Below are 10,736 nucleotides of genomic sequence, written 5' to 3' on the forward strand. Positions count from 1 at the left end.
ACGGGCACAACCGCATGCGCGCCCTGATGGTCACCGCGCTCGACGGTCCCCGGGCGCTCGCCCAGGTCGAGGTCGACGAGCCCGTCGCGGACGATTCCGCGATCCTCGTCGAGGTTCATGCGGTCGGGGTGTCGTTCCCGGATCTGCTTCTCACCCAGGGTCGTTACCAGTACAAGCCGGAACTGCCGTTCGTCCCCGGCGGAGAGGTCGCCGGGATCGTTCGGTCAGCGCCTGACGGCAGCGAATATTCTCCGGGGGACCGGGTCGTCGGATTGACCGGTGTGGGCGGCGCGATGGCCGAAGTAGTTGCACTGCCGCCGGAGACGACGTTCTTCCTCCCTGACACGATTTCGATGGCCGCGGGCGCCGCCCTGCTGTTCAACTACCTCACCGTGCATTTCGCGCTGGTACATCGTGGGCGCCTCGAGGAGGGGGAGTCGGTGCTCGTGCAGGGCGCGGCGGGAGGCATCGGCACCGCCGCGATGACACTGGCGCCTCACCTGGGCGCGTCGCGGACCATCGCGGTCGTCAGCAGTGAGGAGAAGGCGGAGTACGTGCGGAGTCTCGGCGCCTCCGACGTCGTGGCCACCGGGAACTGGCGGGACGAGGTCCTCGCGATCACCGACGGCCGCGGGGTGGACGTCGTGGTCGACCCTGTCGGGGGCGATCGCTTCACCGACAGTGTCCGATCGCTGGCGACGGGCGGGAGGATTCTCGTGATGGGCTTCACCGGCCGGGACATCCCCTCGGTGAAAGTGAACCGACTGCTCCTGAAGAACGCGTCCGCAGTCGGAGTCGCGTGGGGCTCGTGGTGGGCCGAGGACCCCCGACGACTGTCGGCGCAGTGGAGCGAATTGTGTCCCTTGCTCGCGTCGGGCGCGTTGACGATTCCGGAGCCGAAGCGGTACCCGTTCGAGGCGGCGGCCGAGGCCCTGCTCGATCTCGAACACCGCCGAACCGTCGGGAAGAGTGTCCTGACCCTCCAGTGAGGCGCCGCTGCCCGTGTGTGGGCGCTGACCAGGAAAGATGACACGAGCCCGGCGCCTGGATCGGTGGTTGTGCGTGGGTGGATGGTCGCAGTAGCCTGACGTCCAGGTTCGGTCAGGTGTTCTTTCTCCGGCCAGCGGAGCGACTAGTGCGCTTGGCAGTCGGGTGAAAACGGGCTGATGCGATGCAGGCGCGTCTGCGTCGTGCGGCGGCCCTCACCACCGTTTGCGGTGGTGGGGGCCGTTCGTGTTGTACCTCGGCAGTTCGGTGCCGGTGTCAGTAGGTAGAACCTCGGTCGTCCGCGACGGTCCGCTTGAGGTGCTCGATCCACTCCTTCCGGCGATGCCGCTGTCCTGAGTAACCGTGGGGAGCCGCGGTCAACCACCGGGTGGGTCGACGCCCCCGCTGCTTATGCGTCCGCTGGGCCCGAAGCATGTGCTTTCTACGCTCCACATTGAACGACGACGAACCTGACGAGACAGGCGCGCGGCGGTCATCGGCGATCGGTTGATCCGATCTTGTGGGCATACGCGCCGCGCGCAGGGTAGTGGAGCGGAGCGGCGCAGTACCTGCGGGTGTCGGGGTGGTGTGTCACACTCGAGGTATGGAGGGGGCCAACAAGTTTGCGCGTAAGGTGATTGCCTTACTGCGTCCAGTGCTACCGGCGCAGACGCTCGATCATGTGAGTTTCGCGCTCGAGACCGGTCAGGTCCACAGGGCGCTGATCGAAGCGCTGGGCGGGGCGGTCAAGCACGAGGTGACCGTTCCGGCCCGTGTGGTCGAGACGGTGCGCGAGCTGCTGGCGGAGGGGTCGTTGCGGCGCCGCGATGCCCGTGCGGTGCACCGGATGCTGCCGAGGCTGCGCGTGGACGGTGGAAGCAGTACTGGTCGCAGCTCTCACCGGCGATCAACGGCAGGAGTACCTCGATGCGCTCGCTGAACGGTCCGCGTTGTTGAAGGATTTTGGCATCGGGTGGATCTACGAGTGCACGCGCGACTTCACCCGGGGTGATCCGGTAGTGCTCTCCCCGGCGGAGATCCGCCAGCGCACGGCACGGTTACGCAGCACGCTCATCGCCGAACGCACCAACCCCTCACCGCTCCGAACCCAGCACAAACGGCCCGCGACCACCCCCTGAGAAAGCCTCGAGCCTGCGAGCGAGTTCCCGGCGAGGTGTTCGGGTGAGATGGGTCAGGAGATGGCGGCCCGGTTGTTGGCCCAGTTGATGTCCCAGCTCGTCGTCAGCAACGCGATGGCCGTGGGGACCGGGTAGATCCCGCAGTCCCCGAAGGAGACCACCCGGCTCTCTCCCGGAGCGAGCGTGCCCACGAAATATGGTGAGACCGGCGCGAACAGGCTCGTCGGTACCCCCACCACATTCGCCGCGGCCGCGGTGCCCAGATTCGACACGGTAGCGGTGCAGCCAAATCCCTGTCCGCCAGCGCGAATAGCGACATCCACTGTTCCCGGAGCTGCGGTGGCAGTGGCCGGCGACGCGAGCAACGCGATGACACAGGCAGTAACCCGCCGGCGCCGGACATCGATCGACTGAACATCGTCATGGTGAAGCCGTCCTTTCCGCTCGGGCGTCTACATCATTGAACAAGACTGCACCTCAGATGGTAGAAACTGCGCACACTCTCTCGTCTACCAGTCCGAAGAGTTGACCGCTGCAGATTACTTGTCGGTCGTGCTGTGAATACTCGACGCCGGCACCACCGCTTGCCAATCCCAACCAGGAGAGAACCACTGATGCATCTTCGGACCCGCCCGGTCACAGCCACTTTCGCCGCTACCCTCACCGCCGCGGCGTTGACCTTGACGGGGTGCTCCGCCGCCGCCTACCGTGAGCGATACGGCGTCCTTCCCTCGGAAACCTTGCGCACGGTGTGACCCATACTGACGGGCATCGCCCCAAAGATCTCGTTCACACTCCGACCACTGACCTTCTGAGGAAAAAGCAAACCACGATGCCCGGCACGAGTATGTCCATCGGACGTCGCCCCACCCCCAAAACAGCTCTGACACTGGTGGTTCTATGCCCGCTGCCGCACCGTTGATCCCGAACTCCATTCTGCCAACGCTCTGCCGACAGGGAGATTCCGCCTCGTTCGCTCGTACCAACTGGCTCGCCCCTGTGTGAAATGCGGACTCGGTCACTCATGCCAGGAGGCGATTTCGGCGCGCGAGGGTGACCCCTATCCCTTCGGCTGCCGCGCGAACAGACGCGGCCTGGGTGTCGGGCCGAAAGCGGTGGGAGGGGCCGGTCACGCTGATTGCGGCGACGACGTCCTCGCCGTCGTGGATCGGGGCGGCGACGCACACGATTCCGGTCGTCGATTCTTCGTATTCGTAGGCCACGCCCTCTTCTGTGATGCGGTCGAGCTGAATGTTCAGCGGGCCGGGCAGGATGATGGTGCGCGGGGTGTACCGGGGCAGCGCAGTGGAGAGCACCTGCTCCCGCAGCTCGTGGTCCGCGTGCGCGAGCAGCACCTTGCCGATCGCGGTGCAGTGCACCGGCATCCGGCCGCCGATCCTCGATGGCGCGCTTGCTTGCCGATGACCGCCGATCTTCGACAGGTACACGACTTCCGTCCCGTCGAGGACCCCCAGGTGCACTGTCTCGTGGGTGCGCACGTACAGATCCTCCATGAAGGGGATGGCCACCTCGAGCAGGCTGCGCTCGACCGATGCCCGCATGCCCAGCTCGAACAGGGAACCACCCAGCCGGTAGCCGGCATCTGCACGGTCCAGCATCCGCACGGCCACCATGTCGGCGAGGACGCGGTGCAACGTGCCCTTGGGTATGGACGTCCGACGGCACAGTTCGGCCAGCGACACGGCGGAGTCGTCGATGGTGAACGCGTGCAGCACCGACATCACCTTGCCCAGGACGGTCGTCCGGTCGAACTCCTGATCAGACACTGCGCCTATCACCTCCGTTGCCACTGTTCCCGGCGACAGTGTTCACGATACCGAGCGCGTTCGGCTCAGTGGAACGCAATGCTTGGCCGGCGACCACCCGGCGGCGACAGTGGAACCACAGTCCATTCCCCACGATCACATCGGGAAGTCAGATGAGTACACCTCGGGGCACCAGCCTGCCCTCCACGGCGCAAGCAACGGCCGACGCGATCGTCGACGCCGCCGAGCGGTTGAGTGCGGCCGCCGCAACGTCCACGCCGTGCCCGCCGGTCCGCGACCTGATCGGGCCCGACGACGTCGCGGCCGCGTATGCCGTGCAGGAGCGGGTCGTCGCCGCCCGGATCGCCGCCGGAGCGAGGGTCGTCGGCCGCAAGATCGGTCTGACCTCCCCGGCGGTCCAGCAGCAGCTCGGCGTCGACCAACCGGACTTCGGTGTGTTGTTCGACGACATGCGCTGCGAGGAGGCCACCCCGATCCCGCTGTCGCGTCTGCTGCAGCCGAAGGTGGAGGCGGAGATCGCGTTCGTCCTCGCGTCCGATTTGGTGGACGGACCGCTCGACGACGCCCAGGTTCGCGCCGCCGTGGACTACGCGGTGGCCGCCCTCGAGATCGTCGACAGCCGAATCGCCGGCTGGGACATCACCTTCGGAGACACCGTCGCCGATAACGGGTCGAGCGGACTGTTCGTCCTCGGCGCCGACCGTCGCACCCTCGACTCCTTCGACCCGGTCGCCGCGCAGATGCAGATGTCCATCGACGGCACCGAGGTGTCCACGGGAACCGGGGCCGCCTGCCTCGGTGACCCGTTGCGGGCGCTGGCCTGGCTCGCGCGCACGGCCCGCGAGTTCGGCCAACCACTGCTCGCCGGCCAGGTGATCTTGTCCGGGGCCCTCGGGCCGATGGCCGCAATTGACACCGCCGGCACCGTCCGGGCCGATATCACCGGTCTCGGTTCGGTCACCGCAACCTTCACCCAGGAGTGAGCACTATGAGCGAGAGCCCCCGTAAGGTCACCGTCGCGGTGATCGGATCCGGCAACATCGGAACCGACCTGATGATCAAGGTGATCCGCCACTCCGACGTCCTGCTGATGGGCGCGATGGTGGGTATCGATCCCGACTCCGACGGGCTCGCCCGCGCCCGCCGCCTCGGCGTCCCCACCACCTCAGACGGGGTCCAAGGCCTGCTGGAGTTGCCGAACTTCGACGAGATCGACGTGATCTTCGACGCCACCTCCGCCAAGGCCCACGCCGCCAACGCCGCCCTGCTCGAACCGCTCGGCAAACGAATGATTGACCTCACCCCGGCCGCCCTCGGCCCGTTCGTGGTGCCGGCGGTCAACCTTGACGAGCACCGGGACGCCGCCAACGTCAACATGGTCACCTGCGGCGGTCAGGCCACCATCCCGATCGTCGCCGCCGTCTCCCGCGTGACACCGGTCGCGTACGCTGAAATCGTCGCCTCCATCGCCTCGAAGTCCGCGGGACCGGGCACACGCGCGAACATCGACGAGTTCACCGAAACCACCTCCCACGCCATCGAAACCGTCGGCGGCGCCCGCCGCGGCAAGGCCATCATCGTCCTCAACCCGGCCGACCCGCCGCTGATCATGCGCGATACCGTCCTGTGCCTGATCTCCGCCTCCGACCCGGCCACCCACGACGCGGTCCGCGACTCGATCGCGACGATGGTCGAGCACGTCGCGACCTACGTGCCCGGCTACCGACTCAAACAACAGGTCCAGATCACCCCGGTCCCGGACGGCCAACCCGTGCATACCCTGCTCGCCTCCGGGGACACGGCGGCACCCACCCACCAGGTGTCGGTGTTCCTCGAGGTCGAGGGAGCGGCGCACTATCTGCCGGCCTACGCCGGAAACCTCGACATCATGACCTCGGCCGCGGTGCGCTACGCCGAGTCCGTCGCCGACACGATCGCCGCCCCGGCAGCACAGGGAGCCACCCGATGACCACCACGCAGCTGTTCATCCAAGACGTCACGCTCCGCGACGGCATGCACGCGGTCCGCCACCGCATCACCCCCGACGACGTCGGCAAGATCGTGGCCGCGCTCGATGCCGCCGGTGTCGACGGCATCGAGGTCGCGCACGGCGACGGACTCGCCGGCGGATCGTTGAACTACGGTCCGGGCAGCAACACCGACTGGGAATGGATCGAGGCCGCCGCGGCGAACCTCACCCACGCCCGGCTGACCACCCTGCTGCTGCCCGGCATCGGTACCATCGCCGAACTCGAACACGCCTACCAACTGGGCGTGCGGTCGGTCCGCGTAGCGACTCATTGCACCGAGGCCGACGTCGCCGCCCAGCACATCGGGAAGGCCCGTGAGCTCGGCATGGACGTGTCCGGCTTCCTCATGATGAGCCACATGACCACCGCACCCGAACTCGCCGCGCAGGCCAAACTCATGGAATCCTATGGCGCGCACTGTGTGTACGTTACAGACTCCGGTGGCCGGTTGACCATGGACGGGGTCCGCGACCGGGTCCGCGCCTACCGGGACGTGCTCGACGAGGCCACCGAGATCGGCATCCACGCCCACGAGAACCTGTCGTTGTCGGTCGCTAATTCCGTCGTCGCGGTCGAGGAGGGTGTTACCCGGGTCGACGCCTCCCTTGCCGGGCACGGCGCCGGCGCCGGCAACTGCCCGATCGAACCGTTCATCGCGGTCGCCGATTTGCAGGGCTGGAAGCACAACAGCGACCTGTTCGCCCTGCAGGATGCCGCCGACGACCTCGTCCGGCCGCTGCAGGACCGGCCCGTGCGCGTCGACCGGGAAACCCTCACCCTCGGCTACGCGGGCGTGTACTCGTCCTTCCTGCGGCACGCCGAAGCCGCATCCCAGCGGTACGGCATCGACGTGCGCACCATCCTCCTCGAGGTCGGCCGCCGCGGCCTCGTCGGCGGACAGGAAGACCTCATCGTCGACATCGCACTCGACCTGCGTAGCCGAGCAGACGCCTGAGAACGAACCTGCCGTGGCGGTGACGAAAGGTCACCGCCGCGGCACGCTGCTCCGGAGGAGAATTTCAAACCACCTTCCGGCGCCTTGCGATGTCGGAGGTGATCACGGCGCTGTACCGCAGGAGTTCCGCGCTCCAGTCTTCGACGCGAAAATGGGATCATTGACTTCGGAACGGGCAGTTGCCGACGTCGTGTGCACCCGAACCCCGGGTTGTTCGCCAACCGGTCACAACTAAGACGAGCATGGACTTTCCAAGGGGACGTCGATGGACCTGCACCGCGTTGACCTGAACCTGCTCGTAGCGCTCGATACCCTCCTCGCGGAGGAGAGCGTGACCAGAGCGGCCGAGCGGCTCGAAGTCGGTCAATCCGCAATGAGCGGCACACTGCGCAGGTTACGAAAGCTCTTCAAGGATCCGATTCTTATCAAGCATGGCCGCGGCCTGGTCGCCACGCCCTACGCCAAATCGTGCATCATCGACTCGCTGGTGGTCTCAGGATCTGCCTTCCACCCGGCGACGGATCAGCGCGAGTTCACCATTACCACCAATGACTACGTGGCCGCTGTCCTCCTGCGCCCACTCCTGAGCATGCTCGCCGCCGAGGCACCGCATGTGACTTTGCATATCGAGCCCGCGCGAGACGATTTCGCCGAACGGCTCCGCCGCGGCGACACCGACCTGCTCATCCTTCCTAAGCCTCAATCCGTGGATCGGTGATTCCGGCGGGTTTGGCGGTGGTTTCGGTTCTTCGGGCTGTCGGTGGGCGTGGGTTTTCCGCTGACCGGGTGTCAGCTCATCCACGTTGTCGGGAGTCCTCGGGGTCGGGCCGGATGGCGAACGGGATCGGTCAGGCCAGTTGTGGTGGCCCAAGCGCGGAGCCGATAACCCAGCACCACAGGGTGTTCCACTGCTTCTGCCACGGCCAGTGAGCGGGCAGGTGCAGGACGGGTTTACCGGCGGGCCGGGCGAACCGGGCGGGGACGTTGACCAGGTGTCGGCGCAGCGTGGCACCGCGGGCGATGGCATGGTTGCCGCCGGCGAGGGTACCGGCGAGGGTGCAGCAGGTTGTGCGCGATCGCCGCGCAGAGCACCCAGGCGCAGTTCGCCGGAAACCGTCCCGAAGGGATGTGGGCGAGTGGTCCGTCGATCAAGTCCGCGAACACCGTTTGCACGATCGCGTGCTTGCGGTGGGTGAGGTCGGCGTCGACGGTCGGCAGGTCGGAATTGGTGAAGAAGGGGTGGTACCGCCAGACGGGGCAAGCGCGTCGGGATAGTTTGCGTCCTTGATCCGGCGCACGATCAGGCGGGCGGTGACCTGGTGGCGGCTGGAGAATGCGGTGTACTCGACCTCGGCGACCTCGGCGTCGGAGATCAGCTTCCCGGTGTCGGGATCGGTGACCGAGCCGGGATAGCGCACGGGGATCCACTCCTGCTCGTCGATGCTGGCGATGGCGCGGGTGATGCGCGGGTTACGGGTCATGGTCAGGGCGAACTCGATGCCGGCGGCGATCGCCGCCCCGATGACGGCCTTGTTGGGCGAACGCGGAGTCACCGCGGGCCATGATCTTGCCCGTCGCTCCGCAGGCACGGGCGGTGGTGATCGCCGACCGCAGCTGGGAGGCGGCGCCGCGGCCGGAGCCGGTCTTGCCGGCCCGCAGCCGCATCTCCGCGACCACCGGGGCCGCATGCGCGGTGGACAGCGTCGTGACCAGCGGGTTCAGGCCTTTCCGCAGCAAGGTGCGGCCGGAGACCTTGGCGCGCCCGTAGCTTGCACCCTCTTTGGCGTGTCCGTAGACCGGGCGCAGCAGCGAGTCGATGTCGAGGAACGCCCGCTCCTCGATGCCCGGCAACAGGGGGTGTGCGGGCGGTGAGGGCGATCAGGTGCCGGCGAGAGCAATGCGCGGGTGCGGGCGGCGCGTGCTGCGGCCATACCGACAACTTCGCCCTCGGTGGCAGCAGAGCGCTCGGACACAGGACATTCCTTCGTCAGGGAACAAGTGAGGGACACCGTAGCGTGAGCCTGCGGACGAATCGGCCCTCCTCGAGTGCCTCTGGGCGAGCAGGACATCAGAGAGCTCCATTTTCTCGTCCGGACGCGGGCGACGTCGCCGGAGCAGATGGAACGCATTCGCGCGGGCAAGGTCTATACGGGCCACTACCTCCAGTACAAGATTGGACACCTCACGGCTGCGGGCGGTGAACGCGGTGCGCGCGATGCTGGTCGATGCGGACCCGGCCTGCGTTCGGCGTGTCGGCGGCAGTCACGCAGATGCTGCTCGGATTCGACAACGAACGCCGGTGGATCCGGCACGCCCTTCGATCGAGATGTCAGCCAGCTCGCGGGTCTCCCCACCTTTGGAACGGGCGGATCGGGATCCGCCCCTTGATGCATTGATCGACCTGTATAAGGCATTGGTGGCGGTGCCGCCGCTGAGGGGAAGGTCAACGGCGGCACCGGTTCCCTAGGAGGCGTGTCCGAACGACTCGGGTGGGGTCAGGCCCCAGGGGCTGAACGCCTTCGGGAAGTTGTCCCACATTCCGGGCGCACCGGGGCGCACCCGGGGCATTTCGGCGGACAGTTCGTAACGGTTACCCGCGACCCAGAAATATGTGTAGAGGTTGGCGCCCACACCGTGACGGCCGGGTCCGGTCTCGATCGGCACACCGTGTCGTGCGAGTTCGTCAGCGGCCACCTTGAGGTGGTCGAAGGACTCCATTCCCAGGGCGTAGTGGTGCAGCGACTTTCCGGGCTCGGGTGTGGAGATGATCGCCACGTCGTGGTGCAGGTCGCTGGCGCGGAGCCAGGCAGCACCCATCACGCCGGGTGCGGGAGCGAAGATGTCGGAGATCTGGAAGTCCAAGATGTCGACCATGAAGTCGACCAACGGTTCCGGGTCCTGCGCCTGGAGCGTGATGTGGTCGAAGTCCAGTGCCCGGATCCCACCGCGATGGGCGGCTCGCGCCGGATGAATGTACTGCGGCCCCTCAGCGTCGGTGAGCAGTGACAGCTCCATCACGTGGCCGGTCGGCGTCTGGAACTGCAAGGACTGGCTCACGCCGGGATCCTCGTCGCTGCGGATGCTGTTCTCGACGCCGGCGTTGGCGAGGCGTTTGCCGTAGTACTCGAGGTCGTCGCGCGAGTCCACCCTCAGCGCGAACCGGCGAACGCCGGTGCCACCCGAGGTCAGTACCAGGTCGCACCTTTCGTCGACGCCCGCGGTGAGGCGGACGGAACCGCCGGACCGGCCGAGTTCCTTCATACCGAGCACGTCGACGTGAAGGCCGACAGCTACTTCGAGGTCGCCTACGGCGAGTTCGGCGTGGGACACCTGTGAGATTCCCATGATTGGATCAACTCCTGTCAATGTTGTCGTGGTAGGGGATGTTTCCGGCGCTCTCCCGCCGGTTGATGCCGAGGCTGTCGAGCATCCGCGAGTTCTCTACGAGGATCATTCGGACGTTCGTCGTTCCGTCGTTGTAGTGCCGGTGCCAGACCCAGGGCGGGGTGTAGACGAAGTCCCCTGCCGTCCAGCGCAGGGTCTTCCCGCCGATCTCGGAGTAGCCGCTGCCGTCAACGACGCAGTGCACGGATTCGTGCAAGTGCCGCTGAAGGTCGGTCGCGGTTCCGGCCGGAATCTCCTGGAGGTAGAACTCCATGGACTTCGTCGGCACATCCGCGAGTACCCCGACCCGGCTGGGGTTGCCGGTGATCTCCTCCTCGAGCCAGCGCGCGCTGTCCGGGCCGGTGACCAGGCCGTCCGGCAGCGAACGCTCCGGGTCGAAATCCTTCATGTCGTGCAGCTTTTCCATCCACACGTCGAAATTCGTCATTCTTTC

The 10,736-nt window shown here is 66.8% G+C and carries 11 protein-coding genes and 1 pseudogene; 7 read left to right on the top strand and 5 right to left on the bottom strand.

The window, feature by feature from the left end; all coding sequences use genetic code 11:
* The first annotated feature begins 14 nt into the window (after positions 1–14).
* Together GFS60_RS35470 and GFS60_RS35475 are read left to right on the top strand one after the other, a co-directional pair.
* On the top strand, positions 15–989 hold the full coding sequence (locus GFS60_RS35470) for an NADPH:quinone oxidoreductase family protein (protein ID WP_054248362.1): 975 nt from the start codon (positions 15–17) through the stop codon (positions 987–989).
* An 870-nt stretch (positions 990–1,859) separates the two neighbouring features.
* On the top strand, positions 1,860–2,126 hold the full coding sequence (locus GFS60_RS35475; RefSeq protein WP_054248348.1) for a hypothetical protein: 267 nt from the start codon (positions 1,860–1,862) through the stop codon (positions 2,124–2,126).
* A gap of 53 nt (positions 2,127–2,179) precedes the next feature.
* Here the strand turns inward: GFS60_RS35475 and GFS60_RS35480 are convergent, their stop codons facing one another.
* The gene (locus GFS60_RS35480) at positions 2,180–2,398 is read right to left on the bottom strand and encodes a hypothetical protein (RefSeq protein ID WP_054248349.1); all 219 of its coding nucleotides are present in this window, start codon (positions 2,396–2,398) and stop codon (positions 2,180–2,182) included.
* A 342-nt stretch (positions 2,399–2,740) separates the two neighbouring features.
* On the opposite strand from GFS60_RS35480, the gene GFS60_RS35485 reads away from it, so the two are divergent.
* Positions 2,741–2,881 carry a hypothetical protein gene (locus GFS60_RS35485; protein ID WP_159929221.1) on the top strand — a complete coding sequence of 47 codons (141 nt, stop codon included), beginning with the start codon at positions 2,741–2,743 and terminating at the stop codon, positions 2,879–2,881.
* A 267-nt stretch (positions 2,882–3,148) separates the two neighbouring features.
* Here the strand turns inward: GFS60_RS35485 and GFS60_RS35490 are convergent, their stop codons facing one another.
* Complete coding sequence (locus GFS60_RS35490) at positions 3,149–3,913, bottom strand: IclR family transcriptional regulator (RefSeq protein ID WP_054248350.1); 765 nt, start codon at positions 3,911–3,913, stop codon at positions 3,149–3,151.
* Between the two features lie 152 nt (positions 3,914–4,065).
* On the opposite strand from GFS60_RS35490, the gene GFS60_RS35495 reads away from it, so the two are divergent.
* The 4 genes from GFS60_RS35495 to GFS60_RS35510 all read left to right on the top strand — a co-directional run bounded on the left by GFS60_RS35495 (position 4,066) and on the right by GFS60_RS35510 (position 7,616).
* Positions 4,066–4,896: a 2-keto-4-pentenoate hydratase gene (locus GFS60_RS35495; protein ID WP_054248351.1), complete on the top strand. Its 831-nt coding sequence runs from the start codon at positions 4,066–4,068 to the stop codon at positions 4,894–4,896.
* 5 nt (positions 4,897–4,901) lie between these two features.
* Positions 4,902–5,882 carry an acetaldehyde dehydrogenase (acetylating) gene (locus tag GFS60_RS35500; protein WP_054248352.1) on the top strand — a complete coding sequence of 327 codons (981 nt, stop codon included), beginning with the start codon at positions 4,902–4,904 and terminating at the stop codon, positions 5,880–5,882.
* Positions 5,879–6,898 (top strand): 4-hydroxy-2-oxovalerate aldolase, encoded by a 1,020-nt coding sequence (dmpG, locus tag GFS60_RS35505; RefSeq protein WP_054248353.1) that lies wholly within the window; start codon positions 5,879–5,881, stop codon positions 6,896–6,898. Before GFS60_RS35500 ends, dmpG begins: the two co-directional genes overlap by 4 nt.
* Positions 6,899–7,163: 265 nt before the next feature.
* Positions 7,164–7,616: a LysR family transcriptional regulator gene (locus GFS60_RS35510; RefSeq protein WP_054248354.1), complete on the top strand. Its 453-nt coding sequence runs from the start codon at positions 7,164–7,166 to the stop codon at positions 7,614–7,616.
* Positions 7,617–7,746: 130 nt separating this feature from the next.
* Here GFS60_RS35510 and GFS60_RS35515 read toward each other — a convergent pair.
* The 3 genes and pseudogenes from GFS60_RS35515 to GFS60_RS35525 all read right to left on the bottom strand — a co-directional run.
* Positions 7,747–8,752 (bottom strand): annotated as a pseudogene (locus GFS60_RS35515) (IS1380 family transposase); the annotation flags it as partial.
* Positions 8,753–9,361: 609 nt separating this feature from the next.
* Positions 9,362–10,243: a VOC family protein gene (locus GFS60_RS35520; RefSeq protein WP_054248357.1), complete on the bottom strand. Its 882-nt coding sequence runs from the start codon at positions 10,241–10,243 to the stop codon at positions 9,362–9,364.
* A gap of 7 nt (positions 10,244–10,250) precedes the next feature.
* A complete protein-coding gene (locus tag GFS60_RS35525) occupies positions 10,251–10,730 on the bottom strand; it encodes a cupin domain-containing protein (RefSeq protein WP_054248358.1) in 480 nt (159 codons plus the stop codon).
* Positions 10,731–10,736 lie beyond the last annotated feature (6 nt).

The sequence above is a fragment of the Rhodococcus sp. WAY2 genome (assembly GCF_009859915.1).
GTDB classification, from domain to species: domain Bacteria; phylum Actinomycetota; class Actinomycetes; order Mycobacteriales; family Mycobacteriaceae; genus Rhodococcus_F; species Rhodococcus_F oxybenzonivorans.

What these genes read in the sequence shown, in the direction of transcription:
- GFS60_RS35470 (WP_054248362.1), top strand. Translation starts at nt 15, where the DNA reads ATGCGCGCCCTGATGGTCACCGCGCTCGACGGTCCCCGGGCGCTCGCC.
- GFS60_RS35495 (WP_054248351.1), top strand. Translation starts at nt 4,066, where the DNA reads ATGAGTACACCTCGGGGCACCAGCCTGCCCTCCACGGCGCAAGCAACG.
- GFS60_RS35485 (WP_159929221.1), top strand. Translation starts at nt 2,741, where the DNA reads ATGCATCTTCGGACCCGCCCGGTCACAGCCACTTTCGCCGCTACCCTC.
- dmpG (WP_054248353.1), top strand. Translation starts at nt 5,879, where the DNA reads ATGACCACCACGCAGCTGTTCATCCAAGACGTCACGCTCCGCGACGGC.
- GFS60_RS35510 (WP_054248354.1), top strand. Translation starts at nt 7,164, where the DNA reads ATGGACCTGCACCGCGTTGACCTGAACCTGCTCGTAGCGCTCGATACC.
- GFS60_RS35500 (WP_054248352.1), top strand. Translation starts at nt 4,902, where the DNA reads ATGAGCGAGAGCCCCCGTAAGGTCACCGTCGCGGTGATCGGATCCGGC.
- GFS60_RS35520 (WP_054248357.1), bottom strand. Translation starts at nt 10,243, where the DNA reads ATGGGAATCTCACAGGTGTCCCACGCCGAACTCGCCGTAGGCGACCTC.
- GFS60_RS35525 (WP_054248358.1), bottom strand. Translation starts at nt 10,730, where the DNA reads ATGACGAATTTCGACGTGTGGATGGAAAAGCTGCACGACATGAAGGAT.